The sequence below is a fragment of the Xanthomonas theicola genome, from assembly GCF_014236795.1.
Lineage (GTDB): Bacteria > Pseudomonadota > Gammaproteobacteria > Xanthomonadales > Xanthomonadaceae > Xanthomonas_A > Xanthomonas_A theicola.
In genome coordinates this window covers 3435800-3460639 of sequence record NZ_CP049017.1, presented here as the reverse complement: position 1 = coordinate 3460639, position 24840 = coordinate 3435800, and the positions used below count along the sequence as shown (strand labels likewise).

General features: G+C 69.1%; 18 protein-coding genes and 3 pseudogenes. 10 read left to right on the top strand and 11 right to left on the bottom strand.

What is annotated here, in order from left to right; all coding sequences use genetic code 11:
- Positions 1 to 9 precede the first annotated feature (9 nt).
- The 3 genes from G4Q83_RS16095 to G4Q83_RS16085 are packed head-to-tail and all read right to left on the bottom strand — an operon-like array spanning position 10 to position 2323.
- On the bottom strand, positions 10 to 633 hold the full coding sequence (locus G4Q83_RS16095; RefSeq protein WP_128419357.1) for an HAD family hydrolase: 624 nt from the start codon (positions 631 to 633) through the stop codon (positions 10 to 12).
- Entirely contained in the window at positions 624 to 1346 is a 723-nt protein-coding gene (locus G4Q83_RS16090; RefSeq protein ID WP_128419358.1) for a hypothetical protein, read from the bottom strand. Before G4Q83_RS16090 ends, G4Q83_RS16095 begins: the two co-directional genes overlap by 10 nt.
- Positions 1343 to 2323: an alpha/beta hydrolase gene (locus G4Q83_RS16085; RefSeq protein WP_246432122.1), complete on the bottom strand. Its 981-nt coding sequence runs from the start codon at positions 2321 to 2323 to the stop codon at positions 1343 to 1345. The genes G4Q83_RS16090 and G4Q83_RS16085 overlap by 4 nt, the downstream gene beginning before the upstream one ends.
- A 374-nt stretch (positions 2324 to 2697) precedes the next feature.
- Between G4Q83_RS16085 and G4Q83_RS24745 the strand changes: the two are divergent.
- Positions 2698 to 2904, top strand: a pseudogene (locus tag G4Q83_RS24745) (hypothetical protein); the annotation flags it as partial.
- A gap of 263 nt (positions 2905 to 3167) precedes the next feature.
- Here G4Q83_RS24745 and G4Q83_RS24740 read toward each other — a convergent pair.
- The 3 genes from G4Q83_RS24740 to G4Q83_RS16065 form a co-directional block, all read right to left on the bottom strand.
- A complete protein-coding gene (locus tag G4Q83_RS24740; RefSeq protein WP_425509773.1) occupies positions 3168 to 3422 on the bottom strand; it encodes a hypothetical protein in 255 nt (84 codons plus the stop codon).
- 38 nt (positions 3423 to 3460) lie between these two features.
- Positions 3461 to 3634, bottom strand: coding sequence for a transposase family protein (locus G4Q83_RS24735; protein WP_128419361.1), 174 nt, complete (start codon positions 3632 to 3634; stop codon positions 3461 to 3463).
- A gap of 431 nt (positions 3635 to 4065) precedes the next feature.
- Positions 4066 to 6276 carry a hypothetical protein gene (locus G4Q83_RS16065; RefSeq protein ID WP_128419362.1) on the bottom strand — a complete coding sequence of 737 codons (2211 nt, stop codon included), beginning with the start codon at positions 6274 to 6276 and terminating at the stop codon, positions 4066 to 4068.
- Between the two features lie 95 nt (positions 6277 to 6371).
- On the opposite strand from G4Q83_RS16065, the pseudogene G4Q83_RS16060 reads away from it, so the two are divergent.
- The 3 genes and pseudogenes from G4Q83_RS16060 to G4Q83_RS16050 form a co-directional block, all read left to right on the top strand.
- Positions 6372 to 7176, top strand: a pseudogene (locus G4Q83_RS16060) (acetyl-CoA hydrolase/transferase C-terminal domain-containing protein); the annotation flags it as partial.
- Between the two features lie 161 nt (positions 7177 to 7337).
- Positions 7338 to 8501: an AAA family ATPase gene (locus G4Q83_RS16055; RefSeq protein WP_128419363.1), complete on the top strand. Its 1164-nt coding sequence runs from the start codon at positions 7338 to 7340 to the stop codon at positions 8499 to 8501.
- 149 nt (positions 8502 to 8650) lie between these two features.
- Complete coding sequence (locus G4Q83_RS16050; RefSeq protein WP_128419364.1) at positions 8651 to 8962, top strand: GIY-YIG nuclease family protein; 312 nt, start codon at positions 8651 to 8653, stop codon at positions 8960 to 8962.
- Positions 8963 to 9529: 567 nt separating this feature from the next.
- Here G4Q83_RS16050 and G4Q83_RS16045 read toward each other — a convergent pair.
- The 4 genes from G4Q83_RS16045 to G4Q83_RS16030 form a co-directional block, all read right to left on the bottom strand.
- Positions 9530 to 10603: a 3-deoxy-7-phosphoheptulonate synthase gene (locus G4Q83_RS16045; protein ID WP_128419365.1), complete on the bottom strand. Its 1074-nt coding sequence runs from the start codon at positions 10601 to 10603 to the stop codon at positions 9530 to 9532.
- Positions 10604 to 10949: 346 nt separating this feature from the next.
- Positions 10950 to 13841: a TonB-dependent receptor plug domain-containing protein gene (locus G4Q83_RS16040; RefSeq protein ID WP_128419366.1), complete on the bottom strand. Its 2892-nt coding sequence runs from the start codon at positions 13839 to 13841 to the stop codon at positions 10950 to 10952.
- 560 nt (positions 13842 to 14401) lie between these two features.
- Complete coding sequence (gene groL, locus G4Q83_RS16035) at positions 14402 to 16048, bottom strand: chaperonin GroEL (RefSeq protein WP_128419367.1); 1647 nt, start codon at positions 16046 to 16048, stop codon at positions 14402 to 14404.
- 135 nt (positions 16049 to 16183) lie between these two features.
- Entirely contained in the window at positions 16184 to 16471 is a 288-nt protein-coding gene (locus G4Q83_RS16030) for a co-chaperone GroES (protein ID WP_128419368.1), read from the bottom strand.
- Positions 16472 to 16756: 285 nt separating this feature from the next.
- Between G4Q83_RS16030 and G4Q83_RS16025 the strand changes: the two genes are divergently transcribed.
- From G4Q83_RS16025 to G4Q83_RS16005, 5 genes and pseudogenes are all read left to right on the top strand, one after another.
- Complete coding sequence (locus G4Q83_RS16025) at positions 16757 to 18511, top strand: endonuclease (RefSeq protein ID WP_128419369.1); 1755 nt, start codon at positions 16757 to 16759, stop codon at positions 18509 to 18511.
- 205 nt (positions 18512 to 18716) lie between these two features.
- Positions 18717 to 19049, top strand: a complete 333-nt coding sequence (gene cutA / locus G4Q83_RS16020; protein WP_128419370.1) for a divalent-cation tolerance protein CutA — start codon at positions 18717 to 18719, stop codon at positions 19047 to 19049.
- Positions 19050 to 19053: 4 nt separating this feature from the next.
- Entirely contained in the window at positions 19054 to 21309 is a 2256-nt protein-coding gene (locus G4Q83_RS16015) for a protein-disulfide reductase DsbD family protein (RefSeq protein WP_128419371.1), read from the top strand.
- Positions 21306 to 21875 (top strand): TlpA family protein disulfide reductase, encoded by a 570-nt coding sequence (locus tag G4Q83_RS16010; protein ID WP_128419372.1) that lies wholly within the window; start codon positions 21306 to 21308, stop codon positions 21873 to 21875. The genes G4Q83_RS16015 and G4Q83_RS16010 overlap by 4 nt, the downstream gene beginning before the upstream one ends.
- 105 nt (positions 21876 to 21980) lie before the next feature.
- Positions 21981 to 22597: pseudogene (locus G4Q83_RS16005) on the top strand (IS3 family transposase); the annotation flags it as partial.
- 654 nt (positions 22598 to 23251) lie between these two features.
- On the opposite strand, the gene G4Q83_RS16000 reads toward G4Q83_RS16005, so the two are convergent.
- Positions 23252 to 24166, bottom strand: coding sequence for a lauroyl acyltransferase (locus G4Q83_RS16000; RefSeq protein WP_128419373.1), 915 nt, complete (start codon positions 24164 to 24166; stop codon positions 23252 to 23254).
- A 200-nt stretch (positions 24167 to 24366) separates the two neighbouring features.
- On the opposite strand from G4Q83_RS16000, the gene dtd reads away from it, so the two are divergent.
- Complete coding sequence (dtd, locus tag G4Q83_RS15995; RefSeq protein WP_128419374.1) at positions 24367 to 24807, top strand: D-aminoacyl-tRNA deacylase; 441 nt, start codon at positions 24367 to 24369, stop codon at positions 24805 to 24807.
- Positions 24808 to 24840: the final 33 nt, after the last annotated feature.

Sequence of the window (24840 nt, the reverse complement as noted above, 5' to 3'; positions counted from 1 at the left end):
GGGAGGCCGCTACGCCGCGCCGCGCCACCACGCCAGCAGCACGGCGCAATCGGCGAAGTGCAGGTCGGCCAGCGCCGGCCACGGGTTGTCCGGATGCAGCAGCACCGTCGTCGCGCCGGCATGGCGCCCGCACTGCAGGTCGTATTCGTGGTCGCCGACCATCGCCAGCGAATGCGGCGCCACGCCCCAGTGCGCGGCCAGCTGCTGCAGGCCGCCGGGATGCGGCTTGGGCGGCGCTTCGTCGCGGCCAAGGATGGCGACGTCCTCGAACAAGTCCTCGACCCCGATCTCGCGCAGGGTCAACCGCGCCAGTTCCCGCGCATTGCGGGTCAGCACCGCCAGCCGACAACCGGCCGCGTGCAGCGTGCGCAGCAGCGACGGCGCGCCGGGCGCGGCGACGGCGTCCAGGGCCAACGCGCGTTCGTGCTCGAGCAGCCAGGCGTGCTTGGCCGCGCCCTGCTCGACCGGCAGCGCGGCCAGGTGCTGCAGGATGTCGGCCTGTTCCGGAATCTGCAGCACGCTGCGGATCAGCGCGAAATCGTGCACGGCGCGGGTCAGCGTGCCGTCCATGTCGAACACCCAGTGCCGCACCTGGCGCAGGCGTGCGCCGGTCGCCGCCGCATTCAATCCCATCCCGGCATCTGCGATCCGTCCAGGCCACCGGTCTCGAACATCGCGGTGCGCGTACCGCCGCCGGCCTTCACCGGAAATTCGATCTGCAGCACCGTGGTCTTGCGCGCCAGCTTCCACAGCGCCTTGTCGTCGCTGATGAACATCGCGATCGCCTCGTCGGTGTTCGGCCGCCATGCAGCCGCCGCGCGTGGCGCGGCAGCGTCGGCCTTGAGCTGCACCTTGCAGCCGCCGGCGCAGCGGAAATCGCCGGCCTGCAGCACCAGGTAGGCGCTGCGCTTCCACTCCGGATGGTCGCGGAACACCAGTTGCACCGGCTTGGGGCCGCTGCCGTCCACATCGACCTTGTCGCGGCTGTACAGCATCGCCGAGCGCTGCGTGCCCTTGCCGGCCGGCACCTGCGAATACTCCCAGGCGGCTTGCATGCGCCGCAGCTCGCGTGCCGCCTCGCCCTTGGCCTTGACCTCGGCATAGCCGGGTTCGATGCGCGCAGCCGCGTCCGAGCCGGGATACTGCTGCAGCAGCGCCGCGCCATGGATGCGCGCCAGGTCCCAATTGCCGGACTTCGCCGCAGCATCGTATTGCTTGGCCAGGTCGTCGGCGGCCTGCGCCTTGGCCTGCGCCTCGGCTGCGGCCTGCGCCTTGCGCTCGGCCACGTGGTCGCCGCAACCGGCCAGGGCGACGGCGCACAGCGCGCCGAGCAGAATGCATTTCATCGGGGAACTCCTCGTTGGATCAGGTTCTCGATCGCCTGCGCGATCGCGTCCGGTTTCTCGACGATGGACATGTGGCCGCTGCCGTCGAGCAGCACCTGCAGCGCCTGCGGCACGCGCCCGGCGTACAGCGCCAGCGCGCTGGCGTCGATCACCATGTCCTGCCGGCAGTTCAACAGCAGCGCCGGCTGGCCGATGCGCGCGGCTTCTTCGAACGGCAGGAAGGCTTCCTCGCTGCGTCCGATCCGCGCCAGCACTTGCTGCTCGAAGCCGGCCTCGCCGCGACGCCAGGCGACGATCGACGGCACCGCCCAGGACGGAATGCGCGGCTTGCTCGGCGCCAGCAGGAACACGGTGTCGATGTAGCGACGCAGCGAGTCGGCGTCGTACACCGCGAACGGGTTCTCGCCGTCCAGCACCGCCTGGCCGAAGGCGTTGTCGGCAAAGCGCACGCCGGCGGCGTTGAGCAGGCCGACGCGGTCGAACAGGTCGGGATGGCGCGCGGCAGCGAGCACGGCGATGCCGCCGCCCATCGAATGCCCGACCAGCACGCATTCGCTGCCCACACCGCGCACGCACTGCGCGGCGAACGCGGCCAGGCGCTCGGCCTGCGCGGCGAAGCCGTAGTCCACGCCGTCGATGCGCTGGCTCTCGGCCCAGCCCGGCAGATCGGGAATGAACAGGTGATAGCGGGCGCCGAGCGCATGCGCCAGTGGCAGCCAGTTCTCCTTGCTGCCGGTGAAGCCGTGCACCAGCAGCAGACTCGGCGCGGCGGGATCGGCCGCGGCGCGGCGCAGATAGGTCCAGCGATGCTCGGCGACCTGCGCCTGGCAGCGCCGTAGGCCGCTGCCCCTGCGCAGATGCTGGCCTTCCAGGCGCAGCAGCAGGAACGGCTTGCGGCGCAGCAACACCATGCCGCCCAGCAGCAGCGCCAGCACCATGGCCAGCACGCCGAACGCCACCAGCGGCAACAACGCCATCAGCAACATGAAGGGCCGGGGAACCGGAGACGTGCCATGCACCTACCTTCGCATGCGGCCCGGCCTGCGCCAAGTCCTGCGCGGGACGGCCTGTTATGGGCGGACGCCGGGGCGTGCCACCAACCGATGTGGGAGCGAGTTCGGTCGCGACGGGCTTACCGCGACCTGATTCCCGATCCGTCGCCTCCGCTGGGCCGGAGAGGGTCGATGCGGCAAGCCGCTGATTCGACAGAGGTGGTGCGACGATGGCCAAGAAGCACCCGATCCGGTTCCAAGCGGGCATGGGCCTGCCGGCGCTCTTGCGGTCCTAGGGGAGCCAGGCCCGATGCCGGCAAGCCGTACTTGAACAACGATGGCCGCAAGGCTTCTTTTGCCCAGCGTGTGGACATCGGCGGTCTTGCCCGTTGCACAGCCGCGACCTGCTCCAATGCAATCGCTGCCAACAGCAGGCCTGCTCGACGCGCGGCACCTTGTTCGCCGATGCCACATCGCCGTTGCGCAGCTGGTTCCTGGCGATCTACTCGCTCAGCCAGCACGGAACGGCATCCCGGCCCTGGCGCTGCGCCGGCAGCTCGGAGTGAGCGAGGACACCGCGGGGCCGGCCGCTGCCAACAGAGCCGGCGCTCATCCGGGTCGACACCCTGCTGGGCACCATCCAGAATGCTTGGCATGGCGCCATCACGCCTTGCCCCCGAAGTCCCTACAGCGCTACCTGAGCGCGTTCTGCCATCGCTTCAACCGACGCGTGGACCTGGCGGCCTGGATCCCATGATCGATCTGCGCCGCCCTCCACCCTCCACCGCGGCCCTATCGGCTCGCAACGTTGGATGCGCGATGGGGGGAATCAGGTTCGAAGCACGGCCCGACCTCGGCCCGGGAGCGGCCCCGACCCACCCACAGCCCACGCTTGCGCTCCACGTCCACCACCACGGCGGTCTAGCGATGGCCCCGCTGGATCGCAAACTCGTCCATCGCCAGCCTGCGCACCCCGTCCAGGTCCACCGGCCCCAAGGTTGCGCTCCAGGTGCCGCGTGTCGATCGCCTTGGCCGTCTTCCAGTCGATCCGGTGCCAGCCAGCGGCATGCAACACCGACGTCACCGCGCACAGCCGGGCCACGCTGTCGGCCAGTCGCCGCGTCACCCGGCAATAGGTTCCAGCCAATCCGGTCGCTCCAGCCGCGGACCGCAGAATCGGCAAACTAGCCGCAGGCGAGGCACATGCAACGCCGCCGGGTCTTCAAACACCGGCAGGTCGCGGATGTGTCGTATCGTACGGTCGCGAATGGCATTCACCACGCCGCCGCAGCCCATGCAGTACCGCTGCGCATCTGGTACCGGTCCAGTTCCATCACCAGCCAGCGCTGCTCCCCGCGCACCTCATGGCGCCACTTGCCGACACGGCATCCCTCCCAGCCCAGCCGCCCAACTGGGGCATACAATCTTGTTCGGCCACAAGCGACCTCCCGTTTGCTGCCCTAGACACCAGCGAATCTGACCAGTCGGTCGTGTGCCTCTCCACTCATGTTGGGTGAAGAACAAAAAAAAGCCCGCTGGCAGCGAACTGCCAGCGGGCTTTGCTCCCTCCCCCACGTCGGGATGCAGGTCGATCCTGAGCGCTTTTTTTGCGCATTGCACGCTGCACTGCAAAACGATACTGCCCAGTACAGTCTGCTGCGCCGCGGCGCGACCGGCCTGCACCTGGTGCCGTCCCGCGTGCGTGCGCCGCAGCCGGCGCCGGCCGCTCACGGCGCCGGCGTGGCCGCGCTGTCCGCCAGCCACGCCGGCTGTCGCTCGTACCACTCGCGCGCTCCGAGCAGATGCCACTGCCGTTGTTCGCCGCGCAGCGCCACGCCGATGCCGAGTACGCCCCAGCGCGCATACAGTGCGCCCTGGGTGCCGGCATCGCCGACGCGCAGGCGCACACGCAGCGACAACCGCTGGTTTTCCGCGGACAGGTGATCCAGCCACAGCGCGTCCTTGCGCCAGCGCAGCTGGCCACGCGCATTCAACTGCCCAGCATCGGCCAGCTTGAGCAGCCATGCCGGCGCATTGCTGCGCTGCGCGAACACCGCCAGTACCGGACCGGCATCGCGCAGTTGCATCTGTACCTGCGCATCGGCCCGCGTGGCCGGCGCCGCGGCGATGCGCCCCTGCGGCACGCGCAGCGTGGCCCACCAGTCGCGCTGTTTGGCGCCGTCGCCGTAGCGCACGCCCTGCAGGCGCAGCGTGCTGCCGCTGAGATCGAAACGCTTGTCGTGCAGTTCCGCGCGCCGCAATCGCGCGTCGAGGTCGAGATCGCCCGCCAAGGCAAGCCCGGCGGCCTGCAGCTGCGCCTGGCGGCCGCGCACGCGTATCTTGCCTGCACCGACCTGTCCGGATGCGTCCAGTTGCAGGTCGCCGCTGAGCGATCCGCTGCCGCCGAGCACGCGCACCTGCGCCGCCGGCAGGTAGCGGTTGTAGGCGCGCAGGTCGGGCACGCGTGCGTCGTCGAAGCGCAGGCGCGCCTGCAGCGAGTCGTGCAGTGTCGCCAGCGTGCCGTCGCCGTCCAGGTCCAGGCGCAGGTCCTGGCCGTGCACGAAGATCGCCTTGGGCTCGGCCACCGGCGCCAGCGCGAACGTATGCATGCGCACGTTCACCTGCGTGCGCGGCTGCGCGGCGCTGCCGACGATGCGTCCGCTCGCCTGCGCCTGGCCGCGGATGCGCAGGCGCAGTACGTCGGCCACGGCCTGGACGTCGGGCACGTCGAGGCGGCTGCCCGGCTGCAATGCGCCGTGCGCCAGGCGCAGATCGGTGGACACATCGCCGCCGCCGTCGAGCCGGAACCACGGCTTGCGCACCAGCAGGTCGCCGATCCAGTTCAGCGATTCGAAATGCCAGCGCGCCTGCACGCTGCCGGACAACCGCGGCAGCAACGCCGCCGGATCGGTGAAGGGCAGCGTGCGGCCGGCGATGCGCAGGTCGGCATCGAGCATGCTGCGCGGATCGACCTGGCCGGGCAGGCGCGCGCGCAGCCGCATGTCGCGATCGACGTCGAGCAGCAGCGCCAGCACGCCGCGATCGGTAGCGCCGACGCCGGCGTGCAGTGGCACCCGCCAATTGAGCTTGCTGCCCGGCTGCAGTTCACCGCGCAGCATGCGCAGGTTCGCATCCACGCGGCCGAGTCCTGGTTCAGTGCTCAGCTGCGTCTGCGCCCCGGCGGTGTCGATGCGCAGCGCCACGCTGCGTCCGTGCAGCTGCAGCGCCAGGTCGGCGATGCCGAGCTTGCGCAGGCCCGGCGCCTGCGCGCGGTAGTGGCGCGGAAACGAGAAGCGCGCGTCTAGGTGCGCCTGGTCGGCGATCTGGCGCTTGCCGTAGCGCACGCTGGCGTCGTCGAACACGATCTGCGAGGGGAACAGTTCCGACGGCCCGCCGCGGATCTGCTTGAGGAAGCCCACCGTGCCATGGCCCTTGCCGTCGATCGCCAGCGCGCCGATGCGCGCGCGGCGCAGCGTGCCGCTGTGGATCGCATCGAAGCGCAGGGTCCAGCCCCGGTCGCTCTGCGGCGGCGGCGGGATGGCGTCGGCGACGCGGTCAATCTCGCCGATCATGTTCACCGCCTCCAGCCACGGCAGGCGCACCTGGCGGTGCAACAGCGGCAGCAACGCGATGCGGGCGCTGGCGCGATCGGCGCGCAAGGTCCATACGTTGCGCTGCACATGGCCGCGCATGCGCAGGTTCCAGGCGGTGACGACGCCGGGCAGCATGGTCAGCGCCGGCCCGGTCTGCATGCGGAACTTCTCCGGCTTGCGGTTGGTCGCCATGTCGAACAGCGGCGTGTTGAGGAACACGTTGCCCAGCAGCAGATACAGCAGATAGGTGATCAGCAGTCCGCGCACCAGCAGGCGCCACGGACGCGGCAAGCGCCGGTAGCGTTCGAGGGCGGCGTTCGGCGAGAGGCGGGCGAAGGGCGGCACTTCCCCACTATCGCCGCGCCGCGGCGCGGGGCGCGTGAAAGCCGGACCGCCACTGCACCATCGGCGCAAACCCGCGGCTGACGCGATCGGCGATCGAGCGCATTGCCGCACACCTGATCGCCTTCCTCCAGCACGAAGTGGGCAAGGGCCGGCTGCCGGCCAACCTGCTGCCGCTGCAGTCCGGCGTGGGCAACATCCCCAACGCGGTGCTGGCCGGCCTGGCCAGCAGCGGCTTCCGCGACCTGAGCGCCTTCACCGAGGTGATCCAGGACGGCATGCTCGACCTGCTGCGCAGCGGCGTGCTGAAGGTGGCCTCGTGCACCGGCTTCGCGCTGAGCCCGGAGGCCAACGAGGAGTTCAAGCGCAACATCGATTTCTACCGCGAGCGCATCATCCTGCGCACGCAGGAGATCTCCAACCATCCGGAACTGGTGCGGCGACTGGGCTGCATCGGCATGAACGGCATGATCGAGGCCGACCTGTACGGCAACGTCAACTCCACCCACGTGATAGGCGGCCGCATCATGAACGGCATCGGCGGCTCCGGCGACTTCGCCCGCAACGGCTTCCTGTCGATCTTTCTCAGCCCCAGCACTGCCAAGCACGGCAGCATCTCGGCGATCGTGCCGATGGTCAGCCACGTGGACCACACCGAGCACGACGTCTCCATCATCGTCACCGAACACGGCCTGGCCGACCTGCGCGGGCTGCCGCCGCGGCACCGCGCACGACAGCTGATCGACCATTGTGTGGACCCGGGCTACCGCGCGCAGCTGGAAGACTATTTCGACCGCGCGCTGCACGACAGCTACGGCAAGCACACCCCGCACCTGCTGCCCCGAGGCGCTGTCCTGGCACCAGCGCTGGCTGGACATCGGCACGACGCACGCGTCGAAGTGAGTCGAGCCGCTTGCGGAGCGACACCGGGCCTCTGGCCACCGGGGGCGACTGGGCGCGGCGACGCAGCGGTGCAGCGGCCGGCGCCGTGCAGCGGAACCCGCACCAGGATCACGTAGACGTCGCCAAGCCACGCAGACACACAACCGACGTATCCTTCGCCGATGCTGACCTCCCTGGCCGTCTCCAACTACCGCTCCCTGCGCGAACTGGTCCTGCCGCTCGCCGGGCTGACACTGATCACAGGTGCTAACGGCAGTGGAAAGTCGAACGTCTACCGCGCACTGCGACTCCTCGCGGAGACTGCGCAAGGCGCCGTCATCGCCGCCCTCGCACGCGAAGGAGGGCTGCCGTCGGCCTTGTGGGCGGGGCCGGAAAGAATCGGGCGCGCGGTCAGGCGCGGCGAGCATCCGGTCGAGGGCACGGTGCGGCAACAGTCCGTCAGCCTGAAATTGGGCTATGCCAGCGATCAATTCGGCTATGCGATCGACCTCGGGTTGCCGCTGCCGTCGTCGTCGGCGTTCGCGCTGGACCCGCAGATCAAGCGCGAATGCATCTGGGCCGGACCATTCCTGCGGCCGGCGGCGTTGCTGGTGGACCGCAGCGGACCCGCGGTGCGGATGCGCGATCACGCCGGACGCTGGGTCGACGCCGACGCCGGCATCGCCAGTTTCGACAGCGTGCTGGCGCAGTTCTCCGATCCGCGTGCCAGCCCCGAGATGCACACGGTGCGCGAGAGCATCCGCCGCTGGCGCTTCTACGATCATTTCCGCACCGACGCGGCCGCGCCCGCACGCACGGCGCAGATCGGCACGCATACCCCGGTGCTGAGCAACGACGGCGCCGACCTTGCCGCGGCGCTGCAGACCATTCTCGAGATCGGCGATGCGGAGCAACTGCACGAGGCCATCGACGATGCCTTTCCGGGCGCGACGCTGTCGGTCGAGGTGGCCGCCGGACGCTTCGATATCGCGATGCGCCAGCACGGCCTGCTGCGCCCGCTGTCCGCTGCCGAACTGTCCGACGGCACCTTGCGCTACCTGCTGTGGATCGCCGCCCTGCTGACACCGCGCCCGCCGGAACTGCTGGTGCTCAACGAACCGGAGGCGAGCCTGCATCCGGATCTGCTGCCGGCGCTCGCACGGCTGATCGGCGCGGCGGCACGGCACGCACAGATCATCGTGGTCTCGCATGCCAGCCGGCTGATCGCCGCGCTGGAACAGCAGCCGGACTGCCTGCACCACATGCTGGTCAAGGATCACGGCCAGAGCGACGTGGCTGACCTGCGCGAACTCGATCGTCCTGCATGGCATTGGCCCACGCGCTGAGCTGCGCCTGTCGCCGAATGCCCTCCCGTCCCGGCGAACAGCGCCGGGCAGAGGTTGTTCGCCGAGCGGGCCTGGTGCCAGCGGCCGCAGCCTGCATGCACACCACGCAGCCAGCTGGCAATGCGGCGCGAGTTGCCGATAATGCGCCGATGGCCTCCACGTCGCCCTGGTTCCTCTACCTGCTCGAATGCCGCAACGGCAGCTATTACGCGGGCATCACCACCGATCTGCAGGCGCGCTACCAGGCGCACCTGCGCGGCACCGGCGCCAAGTACACGCGCGCGCATCCGCCGCTGCGCCTGCTCGCCAGCCGCGCCTATCCAGATCGGGCGGCCGCCTCGCGCGCGGAGTGGGCGATCAAGCAACTGCCGCGCGGACGCAAGCTGGCGTTCCTGGTCGTCGCCGATTGTGCGGCCACGGCCGACGGCGCATATGCCGCGACCTGCACGCCGGATCGCTGAGCACGTCGCCTGCGCGCTGAACCGCCCCGAAACCGGCTTTAACGCAACCCGAACACCTTGCCAGCCGCTGGCACACGCCGGCAAACCGCAGCCACGGCACGGGCGCATAACGTCACCACCGGCCGGATGCCGTCGATGAAGAGGCTCTCTCCCTTTGGATTCGACGGCACGGCCGGGTCTTTTTTGGCGACACGCAACGGACGCCCTGGGTGTTGCCTGCGACCTGCCACGCGCACACGGCCGCTTGCGATAGGACGCGCCTGGCGCAGCACCGCACCGCACGCGCCAGGCTGCTCTGGTTGACGCAGCATGTCGCGGCTGAAGCCGCTGCTACAAAGGCGGGCGACCCCTTCCAGGTTCGCTTTGGAGGAGGCTTCAGCCTCTGTTGTCACCTGAGCTGAAGTGCATTGCTTCTTCGCTTGTCGCGGCTGAAGCCGCTCCTACAAAAAGCGGCAAGCGCGGTTCGTGCTTGCTGCTTTGCTCGGGCCGCGGCGGGCATCGCGATGGCGGCGAATCTTTCGGGCGACGGGCACCACCGGCCCGGTGCCTGCCGCGTCACCGCGCCGCTCAGGCAGCCTGCGAAAGCCGTGCCTGGCGCCGTGCGCGCACCGCCTGCGCCAGGCGCTCCAGCACCTGCACCGAGCTGTCCCAGTCGATGCAGCCGTCGGTGATGCTCTGCCCGTAGCGCAGCGGCTGGCCGTCGACCAGTTCCTGGCGGCCGCCGACCAGGTGGCTCTCCACCATCGCGCCGACGATGCGGGTCTGCCCGGCTTCCAGCTGCGCGGCGATGTCCTCGATCACCTTCGGCTGGTTGTCCGGGTTCTTGCCGCTGTTGGCGTGGCTGGCATCGACCATCAGCCGTGCCGGCAACCCGGCCTTCTCCAGCACCTGGCCGGCGGCGGCGACGCTGGCCGCATCGTAGTTGGGCAGCTTGCCGCCGCGCAGGATCACGTGGCAATCGGGGTTGCCGGTGGTGGTGGCGACCGCGGTCTGCCCGTCCTTGGTCACCGCCAGGAAGTGATGCGGATGCGAGGCCGCGCCGACCGCGTCGACCGCGATCTTGACGTCGCCGCTGGTGCCGTTCTTAAACCCGACCGGGCACGACAGCCCCGAAGCCAGTTCGCGGTGCACCTGGCTTTCGGTGGTGCGCGCGCCGATCGCGCCCCAGGCCACCAGGTCGGCGATGTACTGCGGCGAGATGATGTCGAGGAATTCCACGCCGGCCGGCAGGCCGAGGCGGTTGATGTCGCGCAGCAGGCCGCGCGCCAGGCGCAGGCCCTTGTTGATGTCGAAGCTGCCATCCAGGTTGGGATCGTTGATCAGGCCCTTCCAGCCGACCGTGGTGCGCGGCTTCTCGAAGTACACCCGCATCACGATCTCCAGCGCGTCGCCGTAGGTGTCGCGCAGCGGGCGCAGGCGTTGCGCGTACTCCATTGCCGCCACCGGATCGTGGATCGAGCACGGGCCGATCACCACCGCCAGGCGGTCGTCGCGGCCGTGCAGGATTTCGTGCAGCGCCGCGTGCGAGGCGGCGACGGTCTGCGAGACCTGTTCGTCACAGGGCAGCAGCGACAGCAGATAGGCGGGCGGGATCAGCGGTTCGATCTTGCGGATGCGCAGATCGTCGGTATGCGGGGCCATGGGGAATCTCTCGTCGGGTTCTGGGTGGGGGCCAGGTCCGGCGGCATGAAAAAAGCCGCCAGGTTCGCTGGCGGCTTTCGGGATGCGGCTGAAGTTTCCTTCAGGGTGAACGCACTCCTTCCTCCGCCAGCGGCATCGGAAAACCGTAGTACCAAAAGTAAAAGCTGCGGCAGGAAGCATTCATGAGGTGCATTGATAACACAGCGTTTGGGGGAGTGCCACAGTTGCTGATGCAACTGTGGCGGCCGGACTCGGGACTCGGGACTCGGGACTCGCAAAGCAGGCTCTCGCGTGCGGACCGGTTCTCGGCTCTTCGAGTCCCGAGTCCCCGGTCCCGGGTCCCGCCTCAAAAGTCGAACACATACTCAGCCGCCACCTCGCGCCCGACCGCGTCGTACAGCGTGGTGTTGTAGAACTGGTAGCCGTAGTAGCGTTCCTTGTTGTCGTAGCCGGTGGTGTTGAGCACGTTGTTGACGTACAGATTCACCTTCATCTTCGGGGTGATGCGGTAGCCGGCGGTCAGGTTCCAGTACACCGCCGGGCCGACCCGGCCGAAGTAGCGGGTGGTGCTGTCGCCGAAGTGCGGGTTGGCGCTGTCGGTGACCCGGCATGCGTCGGACGGACTCGGCTGGTAGCCGTCGTCGAAGCGCGTGCAGGTACCCCAGTTCACCGCCTGGGTGGAGCCGAAGCGCTTGACGTAGACGGTCAGGTCCAGCGGGCCGCCGTTCTCCCAGTGCACGCTGCCGCGCAGCTTGCTGCGGATCTTCTGGTCGCGCAGGTTCTTGTAGTCGTCGGTACGGTAGGTCTGCTCGCGGTAGCCGATCAGGTTGTTGTAGTCCAGAGCGAAGCTGAAGTTGCCCCAGCGCGCGGTGTCCATGCGGTACTTCAGCGAGGCATCGACGCCGGACACCTGCATCTGCGCGATGTTGATCGGGCCCTGCTCGACGCCGGTCACGCGGCCGCTGGCATCGCGTGCCACCCGCGAGACGATGCGCGCGCAGTATTCGGCGCCGCCCGGGTTGACCCACACGCCGCCGGCGGTGGTCAGGCCGGTGCGGCAGCCCGCTTCGGCGCTCAGGATCTCGTCGCGGTTGAGGTCCTTGATCATGTCCTGCAGGCGGATCTTGTAGTAGTCGACGGTCAGCGACAGGCCGTCGGCGATGTCCCAGACGAAGCCGGCGGTGGCCGAACGCCCGTGCTCCGATTCCAGGTCCGGCGTGCCGCGGCGGTTGACCTGCATCAGGTAGTAGACGTCGGCGTTCTCGGCGCTGCAGCCGCCGGTCAGGTAGTAGCCCTGCTGGATGCAGCGGTACTGGTCGATCACGGTCTGCTGGGTGGAACTGGGTTCGCCGAGCACGTAGTGCATGTCCGGGGCGCGGAAGCTGGTGGCGAGGCTGCCGCGCAGCAGCAGCGTGTTGAGCGGACGCCACTCCAGGCCGGTGCTCCAGGTGGTGTCGCTCTGCTTGCCGATCGCCGAGCCCAGGTCGCTGCTGTAGGACTTGTAGTCGCCGTAGCGGTCGTGGCGCGCGGCCAGGCTGGCGTTGAGCGAAGACAGCAGCGGTACGTCGAACTCGATGCCGCCCGAATAGCGCAGGCGCTCGCCGCCGCCGTAATCGACGACGTCCAGCGGATAGCAGGTGTTGGCGCAGGGATCGGGATCGAGCCGGTAGCCCTGCTTGGCCACCTCGCCGACCGCGGCGAACTTGATCGGCCCGGCCCAGCCCTGGAACAGTTCGCCGGTGATGTTGGCGCTGGCCTGGTTGACCCACGAATCGGCCTGGTTGTGCGCCTTCACCGCCAGGTCGTTGTACTGCGTGCCGGTGAGCGGCTGGTACCAGCGTTCCTCGTTGAGGTCGTAGATCGGGGTGCCGTCCGCGGTGCTGCCCAGTTGCGCGCCGAGGAAGTAGTCGGTGGCCTTCTGCGTGTCCACGGTGCGCACGTATTCGTCGGTGGTGTAGCGCGCGCGGCCGAGCGCGACTTCCCAGTCGAAGCGGTCGGCCAGCGTGCCCTTGAGCCCGGCGCTCAGGTCCCAGGACAGTTCCTTGGTGGTATTGGCCAGGTTCTTCCAGCCGCCGGATTCGTAGCGGGTCAGCTGGCGGATCGCGTACAAGTTGCGGTCGCTGCCGGTGTCGCGGAACGGGCCCAGGTACACGTACGGCGGATCGTAGCTCCAGTAGCCGATGCTCTTGTTCACCGACAGCGTGCTCCAGGCCTGCATGCCGTTGTCGAAATCGAAGGTGCCGTAGAGATAGGCCGAACCGCTGTCGCCGCCGCTGGCGGCGAGCCAGTCGGCATAGTCGTGGGCCATGCCGCAGTAGCCGCCGAGGTTTCTGACGGTGTCGCTGTTGTAGTCGTAGCTCAGCCGCTGCGCATCGATGAACTGGCCGCCGAAGCGCGCGCAGGTGCCGGGGGGGGGGGCCAGGCGCTGGTTGCTGCCGGCGTCGAGCAAGGTCAGGCCGGTGGCGGAATTGAAGCCGTACTTGCGCGCCTGCGCGGTCCAGTTGCTGTAGGACTCGTCGTCCTGGTCGTCCATCTTCGGGCGCTCGCCGACCGACAGGGGATCGCGCCGCGTCCACTGCAGCGCATAGGTCAGGTTCCACCTGTCGCCGCCGGTGCCGCCGACCCAGGACAGGTCGAATACGTCGCGGCCGCCCTCGGTGGCGGTGCCGCCGCGCAGGCGCACCTGGTTGCCTTCGTAGCCCTTCTTCAGGATCACGTTGATGACGCCCGCCACCGCGTCCGAGCCGTAGATCGCCGAGGCGCCGCCGGTCAGGATCTCGATCCGCTCCACCGCCGCGGACGGGATGTTGCTGTAGTTGGCGAAGTTGCTCTCGCCCGCGTACGGCTGCGGGTAGTCGGCGACGCGATGGCCGTTGACCAGCAGCAGGGTGCGCCCGGGACCGAGGTCGCGCAGGCTCACCGGCGAGGCGTTGGGCGTGTGCGAGCCATAGCGCGTATCGGCCTCGACGCTGCCCTGCTGGTTGAGCGTGTTGAGCACGTCGTACACGGTGAGGAAGCCTTCCTGCTGGATCTGCTGCGCGCTGATCACCACCACCGGTTCGGCGCCCTCCACGTCCGAGCGTTTGATCCGCGATCCGGTGACGACGACCTGACCCAGGTCGGTGGCGGCGGCCTTGGGCGCTGCGTCGTCGTCGGCGTCCTGCGCCAGCGCCTCGGGCGCGCCGTGCAGCGCCAGCACGATGCCGAGCGCGAGAGTGGTGAAGTGATGACGAAGCATGCGGATCTCCCTGCTGCAGGCTGGGGCGGAACGCCGACGGACGACGGCGTGGCGATGCGCGTCCTCGTCCTGTCGCCGGACAGGGCCTCCCCGGCGCTGCCGTTGCCCACAGCGCAGCCGTATGCATGCGATGGCATGGGCTGCGCTGCGCCGCATCGGCGCGCTCAAGGAATGACGAGCGTGCGAGCGCACAGATCCCCTGGCGCACTCGCCGACTTAACCTGCAATGCGGCGACAACGTTGTCAACACGCTGCCACGTCGCTCTTGTAGACGATGCCGCTTTATGCGATATTCTCCAGATTGAATGCCGATTTGCGCAGGGTCCGCACTGCATCGACACCGCGGCGGCCGCAACGCTGTGGACACATTGCGGAACACGGCGTTGTTGCGGGAGTTCTCGACCGTCGGATCCGATACCTACGGTTACCGCGATGAGGCCTACTTCTTCCTCAGATCAGGGCGGCCTTCCCCGGAGTTGGGTGAAGAACCAAAAAAAGAGCCCCGCATCGCTGCGGAGCTCCTTTCGGTTGCGTACTGCAGTCGGCTTGCGCCGGCTGGATCAGAAATCCATGCCGCCCATGCCGCCCATGCCGCCGCCCATGCCGCCAGCCGCGGCCGGCTCTTCCTTCTTCGGCGCTTCGGCCACCATCGCTTCGGTGGTGATCATCAAGCCGGCGATCGACGCGGCGTTCTGCAGCGCCGAACGGGTCACCTTGGTCGGGTCCAGGATGCCGAACTCGACCATGTCGCCGAACTCGCCGTTGGCGGCGTTGTAGCCGAAGTTGCCGGTGCCTTCCTTGACCCGGTTCAGGATCACGGACGGCTCTGCGCCGGCGTTGGTGACGATCTCGCGCAGCGGCGCTTCCATCGCGCGCAGCGCGATCTGGATGCCGTGGGTCTGATCTTCATTGGCGCCCTTCAGCTCGCCGATCGCGGTCAGCGCGCGCACCAGGGCCACGCCGCCGCCCGGGACCACGCCTTCTTCCACCGCCGCGCGGGTCGCGTGCAGGGCGTCTTCGACGCGCGCCTTCTTTTCCTTCATTTCGATTTCGGTCGAGGCGCCGACCTTGATCACCGCCACGCCGCCGGCCAGCTTGGCCACGCGCTCCTGCAGCTTCTCGCGGTCGTAGTCCGACGAGGTCTCTTCGATCTGCGCCTTGATCTGCTTGATGCGCGACTCGATGCCGGTGGTCTCGCCGGCGCCGTCGATGATGGTGGTGTTCTCCTTGGAGACCTGCACCTTCTTGGCGCGGCCCAGGTCCTTGATGGTCGCCTTCTCCAGCGCCAGGCCCACTTCCTCGGAGATCACGGTGCCGCCGGTTAGCACGGCCATGTCTTCCAGCATCGCCTTGCGACGGTCGCCGAAGCCCGGGGCCTTGACCGCCACGACCTTGACGATGCCGCGGATGGTGTTGACCACCAGGGTCGCCAGCGCTTCGCCCTCGACTTCCTCGGCCACGATCAGCAGCGGCTTGCCGGCCTTGGCCACGCCTTCCAGCACGGGCAGCAGGTCGCGTACGTTGGAGATCTTCTTGTCGTGCAGCAGGATGAACGGCTCGTCCAGGTCGGCCGACTGGCTCTGCTGGTTGTTGATGAAGTACGGCGACAGGTAGCCGCGGTCGAACTGCATGCCCTCGACCACGTCCAGCTCGTTGTCCAGGCCCGAGCCTTCCTCGACGGTGATGACGCCTTCCTTGCCAACCTTCTTCATCGCGTCGGCGATGATGTTGCCGATCGACTCGTCGGAGTTGGCCGAGATGGTGCCGACCTGGGCGATCGCCTTGTCGTCGGCGGTGGGCTTGCTGATCTTCTTCAGCTCGGCCACGGCGGCCACGACGGCCTTGTCGATGCCGCGCTTGAGGTCCATCGGGTTCATGCCGGCGGCGACCGCCTTGGACCCTTCGCGGATCAGCGCCTGCGCCAGCACGGTGGCAGTGGTGGTGCCGTCGCCGGCGTTGTCGGAGGTCTTGGACGCGACTTCCTTCACCATCTGCGCGCCCATGTTCTCGAACTTGTCGGCCAGTTCGATTTCCTTGGCGACGGAGACGCCGTCCTTGGTGATGGTCGGGGCGCCGAAGCTCTTCTCGAGCACGACGTTGCGGCCCTTCGGGCCCAGGGTGGCCTTGACGGCGTTGGCGAGGATGTTGACGCCGCGCACCATGCGCGAACGGGCGTCTTCACCGAAACGGATATCTTTGGCAGCCATGTGTGTACTCCGGGATTCGTAATTTGGGATTGGGGATTGGCTGGATGCGGAGTCCGGGGGAGATCGGGGACTGCGGAGCGGAAAGCGCCGCGCCTATCCCCAATTCCCACTCCCGAATCCGCGATCGGGACTTTCTTAGTCCACGATCGCCAGGATGTCGTCTTCGCGCAGCACCTTGTACTCGATGCCTTCGGACTTGTAGCTGGAGCCGGCGTACTGGCCGTAGATGACCTTGTCGCCGACCTTGACCGCCGGGGCGCGGACGCTGCCGTTGTCCAACGGCTTGCCAGCGCCGATGGCCACGATTTCGCCCTTGGTGGACTTCTCCTTGGCCGAATCCGGGATCACGATGCCGCCGGCGGAAATTTCATCGGCTTCGATCGGCTTGACTACGACGCGGTCGTGAAGCGGCTTGATGCTCATTGCGAGAGACCCTCTTTAAGTGATTGATTTGTCTTGGAAAGGCTGGCGATGTTAGCACTCGTCCATGACGACTGCCAGCAGCGCTCGCGAAAAAACCCGGTTCACCGGGATGCGCTTGTTATGGTGCTGGCCGGCGCCCTTTCAAGGGCTGGCCGCAAAAATTTTTCGCCCGGGCATGCCCGACCGAGTCGGGAACTGGTACCCCGATTCCGCAATGCGGTCATACAGGCAGGCTAGCCTCGCAGGACTCCCCTGGTGGGGGAGGGCCATCCGAAGGAGTTGTCGATGAAGCCATCTGCCGTTGCGCGGCCTCTCGCCTGTCTGCTGGCCCTGGCCGGCCACGCCCAGGCTGCCGTGTTCATCAACGAACTGCATTACGACGATGCCAGCGCCGCCGGCGATGCCGGCGAGGGCATGGAGATCGTCGCCACCGCCGGCGAGAGCCTGAGCGGTTATAAGGTGCATCTGTACAACGGCAGCAGCCCCGGCAGCGCCGTCGTCTACGCCACGACCTCGGTGCCGGCCGGCAGCCTGGTCAACTGCGGTGGGCAGGTGCGCATCGCCACGGTCGGCTATGCCAGCAACGGCGTGCAGAACGGTCCCAACGACGGCCTGGCGCTGGTCGACGGCAGCGGCAAGGTGGTGCAGTTCCTCAGTTACGAGGGCGCGATCACCGGCGGCGGCCCGGCCGCCGGAATGGACAGCCAGAACCTGCCGGTCAGCGAGAGCAACACCACCGCGGCGGGCACCTCGTTGCAACTGCGCGGCAACGGCAGCGCCGCGGCCGACTTCAACTGGGCCGGCAGCTCGGCCAGCAGCTTCGGCGCCTGCAACAGCGGCCAGACCTTCAGCGGCGGTGGCAACGCTGCGCCGTCGGTGGCTTCGACCACCCCGGCGCAGGGCGCCAGCAACTTCCCCGCCGCCGGCGACCTGGCGGTGAGCTTCAGCGAGGCGGTGACCCTGGCCAGCGGCGCGTTCGGGTTGAGCTGCAGCCAGTCCGGCACGGTGGCGCTGAGCTACCCCAGCAGCGGCACCCGGTTCGCGATCTCCAGCAACAGCGCACTGGCCGCCGGCGAGAGCTGCAGCCTGAGCATCCTGGCCGCGCGCGTGCGCGACGCCAGCGGCGCGCATCCGGCGCAGGACAGCAGCATCGCCTTCAGTGTCGCCAGCGGCAGCGGCGTCGGCAACTACTACGCGCGGGTCAACACCTCCAGCGCCAGCCAGTTGCGCTGCTCGCTGCACGAGACGATCAAGGGCCACACCGTGTACCCGTACAGCAGCCGCTCCGGCACCAGCACCTGGACCATCCTGGAGATCGCCGACGAGGACCCGAACAATAGCGGGCGCATCCTCGACGCCTACCGCAACCGCAGCTACGCCAAGGTCAGCGACCGCGCCGGCAGCGGCCGCGGGCTGAAGTACAACCGCGAGCACAGCTGGCCGAACTCGCTGGGCTTCGGCTCGGCCAGCGGCGACAAGGGCCTGCCCTACGCGCCGTACACCGACACGCACATGCTGTACCTGACCGACGCCATCTGGAATGCGGACCGCGGCAACAAGCCGTACGCGAACTGCGACAGCAACTGCGGCGAGCGCATCACCGAGGCCAACGCCGGCTTCGGCGGCGGCAGCGGCAGCTATCCGGGCAATTCCAACTGGGTACGCACCCCGGACGGCAACCGCGGCAGCTTCGAGGTGTGGAACCACCGCAAGGGCGACATGGCGCGTGCGGTGATGTACATGGCGATCCGCTACGAAGGCGGCACCGACGCGGCCACCGGGCAATCCGAGCCGGACCTGGAGCTGACCGACGACCGCAGCAAGATCGTGCAGACCTCGGCCTCGCCGGCCTACATGGGCCTGCTGTCGACGCTGATCGCGTGGAGCCAGCAGGACCCGCCCGACGCTGCCGAGCGCGCGCGCAACGAAGTGGTGTACAGCTTCCAGGGCAATCGCAATCCGTTCATCGACCATCCGGCGTGGGCGACCTCCGCGCTGTTCGCCTCGGCCAAGCCGGCCAGCTGCCAGTTGCTCAACTGAGCCCCGTGCCCAGCGCGCCGCTCGGGACGCGCCGGGCCTCGCGCCGGCGCGTTGCAGGCGCTCGCCGGCACAACCGCGGCCGCACCCGCTACCTGGGTGCGGCGCCGCGGCACGCCGCGCCCTCGGTCCGCCGCCGCGGGCCCGTGCGTGCGCGCCCGAACGACGCCCGGCAAAGCCCTGTCGGCGTCCCTATACTGTCGGCCGCATGTCCTCGCCCTCGCTCTGTTTGCTGTTCAGCACCTGCCCCGATCCGGCCAGCGCCGCGCGGATCGCCCAGGTCCTGGTCGCCGAACGGTTGGCCGCGTGCGTGAGCCGGTTGCCCGGCGTGCACGCCACCTATCGCTGGCGGGACGCGGTGGAGCAGGCCGAGGAAGTGCTGCTGCTGATCAAGACCGCCGCCGACCGCGTGCCCGCACTGCAGCGGCGGCTGTGCGAACTGCACCCCTACGACGTCCCCGAACTGATCGAGCTCGAGGTCGCCGACGGCCTGCCCGCCTACCTGCAGTGGGTGCATGCCGAAACCCGTGAGGAACCGTAAGCCAATGGCGTTGCTGCACCGTATCGTCGCTCTGTGCCTGCTGGCCGTGGCCGCCTTCCCCGCCCTGGCGATCAGCGAGAAGGACCTGCTGCCGGTCGACCAGGCGTTCGTGCTGAGCGCGCAGGCGCCCGAGCGCGGGCGCATCGCCCTGCACTGGACGATCGCCAACGGCTATTACCTGTACCGGCACCGGATCGCGGTGCGGGTGGTCGGCGGCTTCAAGGCCAACCCGACCCTGCAACTGCCGGCCGGGCACAAGAAGAACGACCCGTACTTCGGCGCGGTGGAGACCTACCACGACCACCTGAGCGCGGTGCAGAGCGGCGTCGCCGACCCGGGCGTGAGCACCTTGCAGGTAGAGGTGCGCTACCAGGGCTGTGCCGACGCCGGGGTGTGCTATCCGCCGCAGAAACGCCTGCTCAGCGTGGCGCTGCCGGCGGCGGCGGACGGCGCGGCCAACCCGGCGCTGGCGCTGCCGGGCAGCGGCCCGGGCGGCGCCGGTGCCGCCGTCACGCCGCTGTTCGGCGCCGCCGCCAGCGCCGGGCAGGGCCTGCCGTTGCCGTCGGACCAGGCATTCGGCTTCGAGGCCATCGTCGGCGACGGCGACACCCTGCTGCTGCGCTTCACCCCGGCGCCAGGCTATTACCTGTATCGCGACCGCACCGCGCTGGCGCTGGACGGCGCGCCGGGCATCCGCACCGGCATGCCGCGCTGGCCGCAGGGCCGCTCGCACCAGGACGAGCACTTCGGCAACGTGGTGGTGTACTTCGACCAGGCCGAGGTCACCGTGCCGCTGCAGCGCCAGCGCCCCGATGCCGCCGACGCGATCCTGGTCGCCACCTTCCAGGGCTGCCAGACCGACGGCATCTGCTATCCGCCGATGACACGGCGGGTGAAGCTGTCGCTGCCCAGGGGCAAGGTCGGCCCCGCCGACCAGGCCGAGGTGGCGCCCTTGCTGGTGACCGCGCTGGACAGCAGCCAGGCCGACGCCAGCGCGGCGGCGGCCGATGCAGCGGCGACGCCGGATGCGGTGGCGCACAATGCCGCACGCAGCACCGCGCCGGTGGCAGAACCGGCGAACCTGCTGTGGATGCTGCTGCTGGCGCTGGGCGGCGGCGTGGTGCTGAACCTGCTGCCGTGCGTGCTGCCGATCCTGTCGCTGAAGGTGCTGGGCCTGGCGCAGAGCGGCGAGAGCCGCAGCCGCGCGCGCCGCCATGCGCTGTGGTACACGCTAGGGGTGCTGGTGTCCTTCGCCGTGGTCGGCGGCATTGCCGTCGCCGCGCACCTGCTGTGGGGCTTCCAGCTGCAACGCCCTGGCTTCGTCGCGGTGCTGGTGTATCTGATGTTCGTGGTCGGGCTCAGCCTGTCAGGGGTGTTCACCCTCAGTACCAACCTGGGCGGCCTGGGCCAGTCGCTGTCTTCGCGCAGCGGCCCGGTCGGCGACTTCTTCACCGGCGTGCTGGCCTGCGTGGTGTCCAGCGCCTGCATCGGCCCGTTCATGGGCCCGGCGCTGGGCTATGCGCTCACCGCGCCGCCGGCGACGGCGATGCTGGTGTTCCTGGCCCTGGGCCTGGGCCTGGCGCTACCGTTCCTGCTGATCGGCTTCGTGCCCTCGCTGGCCCGGCGCCTGCCCAAGCCCGGTGCGTGGATGGAGACGCTCAAGCAGGTGCTGGCGTTCCCGATGTACCTGACCGCGATCTGGCTGCTGTGGGTGCTGGGCAAGCAGCGCGGCGTGGACGCGGTGGCGCTGCTGCTGGTCGGCGCCACCCTGCTGGCGCTGGGCCTGTGGTGGTTCGAGCGAGCGCGCTGGCGCGGGCACACGACCGGCATGCGCCTGGCCAGCGTGTTGCTGCTGCTGGCGCTGGCGCCGGCCTGGGGCGTGACCCGGCTGCCGCCGCCCGGCGCCACGGGGGAGCGCAACACGGTGGCGTATTCGCCGCAGATGCTCGACCGGCTGCGCACCGACAACCGCGTGGTGTTCGTCAACATGACCGCCGACTGGTGCGTGACCTGCAAGGCCAACGAGCGCAACGTGTTCAGCAGCGCCGCCTTCCGTGACACGCTCAAGCGCGTCGACGCGGTGTACATGAAGGGCGACTGGACCAACGAGGACCAGCGCATCAGCGCCTTCCTCGCCGGACACAAGGCGGTGGGCGTGCCACTGTACGTGGTCTACGGCCCGGGCGCGCCGCCGACCGTGTTGCCGCCGGTGCTGAGCCAGGCGGTGGTCGAGGACGCCCTGCTGCGCGCGGCGCGGTGAAGGCCACGCCGCCGCGCCTGCTCGCGGTGGCGGCCGTGGCGGCGGCGCTGGGCGTGGCCGCCGCGCACGCGTGGTGGCGCGCGCCCAGGGTATCGCCGCCGGTGACGGCCACCGCCAGCGCGGCGCCTGCAGGCGTCGCCGCGGCACGCCCCGGCGACCTGGCGCCTGCGCTGCGCCTGTCCACGCTCGACGGCAGCGGCCTGACCCTGGCCCAGTTCCGCGGCCGCCCACTGCTGGTCAACGTGTGGGCCAGTTGGTGCGAACCGTGCGTGCGCGAGATGCCGGAACTTGATCGCCTGGCACGTGCGCAGCCGCGTGACGGGCTGCAGGTGCTGGGCATCGCCCTGGACCATCCCGAGGACGTGCGCGGATTCCTGCAGCGAGTGCCGATCGCCTACCCGATCGCGCTGGAAACCCCGGGCCCGGCCGACGCCAGCGTGTGCCTAGGCAATCGCCAGGGCCTGCTGCCCTACAACGTGCTGATCGGCGCCGACGGCCGCATCGTGCGTCAGAAGCTGGGTCCGTTCGCACCGGGCGAAGCCGAGCGCTGGGTGCGACTGCGCTAGATAATTTTCGATTTATTTACGTAAAGGCAGGCACCGAGTAGGTGGGTTCAACCGCGATTTCACGGACACTGACAAGAAGGGCGATTGAGGCCCTGAGGAATGTTCATGTCGAAGCGAAGGAAGTCCAGTGCGCAGTTCAAGCGTGGGGCGATTGAGCAACCCAGCCAACCGGGTGTCAGTGGTGCTCAGGTGGCCCGGGAACTTGGGATGCGGGACAACCTGCCGACCCGCTGGAAGCGGGAGGCCCAGCGCCAGGGCAAGGTGGCCTTCGGCGGCACCGGAACGCCGCGTGAGGAGGAGCTGGCGCGGGTGAAGCCAGCGGTTACGACGACTGGAGCAAGCGATTGCCCAGCGCCCGCCAGCTCGACAATGAGCGGCGGCTGGGGCGTATTCGCCAGCTGCATGCAGACAGTCGGGGAACGCTAGGGGCCGGTCGCATGCGCGAAGACCTTGTCGATGAAGGTGAAAGGGCCAGCTTGAACCGCGTGGCCTGGTGGATGGCGGTCAACGGCCTGCAGGGCTGGCCGCGACCGGAGCGTCGTGGCCCGCACGGCCAGCCGGCATTGACACCGCCAGGCGTGCGCAACCTACTGGAGCGGGACTTCACCGCGCTGGAGCCGGAGACCCAGTGGGTCTCCGACATCACCGAAATCAAGACGGACAAAGGCAAGCTGTACCTGTGCATCGTGCTGGACCTGTTCGACCAACGGATCGCGGGCTGGCCCTCAAAGCCGTGGCTCTGGGCGCGTTCGGGTGACAGCGGCAGCATCCGGTCCTTGCGGTCCAGCACCGGATGGCGGTCTTCTCGTCGACGCAGAACACGGCAGCATGCGCGCGTGGCTCCAGGTAAGCCCGATCGCGTCGGCCACCTCGGTCTCCAAGTCCGGATCGTTGGACACCCTATGGGGATCCAGCCGGTGTGGACGCACGCCGTGCTTGCGCCAGATGCGCTGCACGGCGGAGAACGCCACATCCCCCCGGCTCGGCAGCCAGTTCGCGGCGGCTCCAATGCCTCGAGCCGTCGCGGGGCAGGTGCTGGAGCGTGCGATTGAGCACCCGCGCCTCCAGCTTGGCCACCGAGCGGGTGGGTGTTCGACCTGGGGACAAGGACACCAGGCCAGCCAGGCCTTGTGCCTCGAACGCCCAGGTCCATCTCGAAACGAACGCATCGGTGCACGCAAGCGTGGACCGAATGTCCACACGGCGTTCTCCCTCGGCCCACAGCAGCACGCAACGCGCACGACGCGCACGCGCCGCGTTGCCATGGCGCTTGCCCATCACGGCAACGAGTTCAGCGCGTTGTTCACAAGTCAGTATCGTTCGGGGCGTGCCTGACTCTTTGAGGACAATGCATCCAATTTCAATGATTCAATGGACTAATGCGGGTGCCTGACCGTGGCGTAAGGATTGGGTTCGGCCGGGTCCGGGCGCAGCGTGTAGCGCTTGTAGGTCCACTGGTACTGGGCCGGGTCGCGGCGCGCCACGCGCTCCACGCCGGCGTTCAGCGCGCTCGCCGCGCGCAACGGGTTCGGGTCGGCGATCGCCGCCGGCGCCGGCTGTACCTGCAGCGCGAATTCCAGGTCGCTGCCGACGCGCTCGCACCAGGCGAACAGCACGATCGCGCCGGTCCGCTCGGCCAGCCGATTGACCAGGGTCATGGTCAGCGCCGGCACGCCGAAGAACGGCGCGAACACCCCGTCGCCGGCCTTGGGCTGCTGGTCCGGGAGGATGCCGACCGCGCCGCCGTCCTTGAGCGCCTTGAACAGTTGCCGCACCGCCGGGCCTTCGGCGCGCATCTGGCGCACGTTGTCGCCACTGCGTACCCGCTGCAGGAAGGCGTCGCCGACGGCCGATGCCGGCGCGCGGTAGACGATGGCGATGTCCCCGCGCGAGGCCAGCCACTGGTTGAGCAACTCCCAGTTGCCGAAGTGCGGCGCGGCCACGATCACCCCGCGGCCGGTCGCCAGCGCGGCGTCGTACAGCGCCTGCCCGTGGCGATGACGCAGCCGCGACAGGTTCCGCGCCGGCGACCGGGTCCACAGCACCAGCGTCTCGAACGCCTGCCGCGCGGCGGAACGCAGCACGTCGCGGTGCAGTGCGATGCGCTCGCTCGGCAGCAGGTCCGGATAGGCCAATTCCAGGTTGCGGCGCGCGACCCGGCTCTCGCGTGCGTCCAGGCGCAGCCACAGCCCGGCCAGGCCATCGGCCAGGCGGCGCAGCCATGGCCAGGGCAGGCGCGCCACGGCGGCGGCGCAGAGGTATAGCAGGGTCGCGAGCGTTGCAGGTTTCATCGCCCCAGTTTATCCGCTGCGCCGGCCGCGCCAGGCTGGCGCGGCCGCGCGGGGCCCGACCGGTATCACGGATCGACCCGATCGCGCGCCGGCGCGGCTTCCGCATCCGGCGCAGGTCGGCGATGATGCCGGCGGGATGACAGCGCCCCGCCGAACCCGGATGCTTTCGAGTCCCGAGTCCCGAGTCCCGAGTCCGACCTATGCTCTCCCTGATCCAGCGCGTCAGTCAGGCCGAGGTCCGCGTCGACGACACGGTGGTCGGACACATCGGTGCCGGACTGCTGGCGCTGGTGGCGGTGGAGCCGGGCGACGACGAGGCCAGGTTCCGGCGCATGGCCGAGCGCCTGCTGGGCTACCGCGTGTTCGCCGACGGCAACGGGCGCATGAACCGCTCGCTGCGCGACACCGGCGGCGGCCTGCTGCTGGTCAGCCAGTTCACCCTGGCCGCCGATACCGGTTCGGGGATGCGCCCCAGCTTCACCACCGCGGCGGCGCCGGCCGAGGCTGAACGCGGCTTCAACCGATTGCTCGACATCTGCCGGCAGCAGCATCCGCCGGGGGTGGAAAGCGGGCGTTTCGGCGCCCATATGATCGTCAGTCTGGTCAACGACGGCCCGGTCACTTTCTTGCTCCGGCCCTAGGCCGGGGCGCTCCTGGTGGAGCGGTTCATGCTT

Excerpts from the sequence above, each read along its gene's own strand:
- G4Q83_RS16095 (WP_128419357.1), bottom strand. The coding sequence starts at position 633 with ATGGGATTGAATGCGGCGGCGACCGGCGCACGCCTGCGCCAGGTGCGG.
- G4Q83_RS16090 (WP_128419358.1), bottom strand. The coding sequence starts at position 1,346 with ATGAAATGCATTCTGCTCGGCGCGCTGTGCGCCGTCGCCCTGGCCGGT.
- G4Q83_RS16085 (WP_246432122.1), bottom strand. The coding sequence starts at position 2,323 with ATGGCGTTGTTGCCGCTGGTGGCGTTCGGCGTGCTGGCCATGGTGCTG.
- G4Q83_RS24735 (WP_128419361.1), bottom strand. The coding sequence starts at position 3,634 with ATGGGCTGCGGCGGCGTGGTGAATGCCATTCGCGACCGTACGATACGA.
- G4Q83_RS16055 (WP_128419363.1), top strand. The coding sequence starts at position 7,338 with ATGCTGACCTCCCTGGCCGTCTCCAACTACCGCTCCCTGCGCGAACTG.
- G4Q83_RS16050 (WP_128419364.1), top strand. The coding sequence starts at position 8,651 with ATGGCCTCCACGTCGCCCTGGTTCCTCTACCTGCTCGAATGCCGCAAC.
- G4Q83_RS16045 (WP_128419365.1), bottom strand. The coding sequence starts at position 10,603 with ATGGCCCCGCATACCGACGATCTGCGCATCCGCAAGATCGAACCGCTG.
- G4Q83_RS16040 (WP_128419366.1), bottom strand. The coding sequence starts at position 13,841 with ATGCTTCGTCATCACTTCACCACTCTCGCGCTCGGCATCGTGCTGGCG.
- groL (WP_128419367.1), bottom strand. The coding sequence starts at position 16,048 with ATGGCTGCCAAAGATATCCGTTTCGGTGAAGACGCCCGTTCGCGCATG.
- G4Q83_RS16030 (WP_128419368.1), bottom strand. The coding sequence starts at position 16,471 with ATGAGCATCAAGCCGCTTCACGACCGCGTCGTAGTCAAGCCGATCGAA.
- G4Q83_RS16025 (WP_128419369.1), top strand. The coding sequence starts at position 16,757 with ATGAAGCCATCTGCCGTTGCGCGGCCTCTCGCCTGTCTGCTGGCCCTG.
- cutA (WP_128419370.1), top strand. The coding sequence starts at position 18,717 with ATGTCCTCGCCCTCGCTCTGTTTGCTGTTCAGCACCTGCCCCGATCCG.
- G4Q83_RS16015 (WP_128419371.1), top strand. The coding sequence starts at position 19,054 with ATGGCGTTGCTGCACCGTATCGTCGCTCTGTGCCTGCTGGCCGTGGCC.
- G4Q83_RS16000 (WP_128419373.1), bottom strand. The coding sequence starts at position 24,166 with ATGAAACCTGCAACGCTCGCGACCCTGCTATACCTCTGCGCCGCCGCC.
- dtd (WP_128419374.1), top strand. The coding sequence starts at position 24,367 with ATGCTCTCCCTGATCCAGCGCGTCAGTCAGGCCGAGGTCCGCGTCGAC.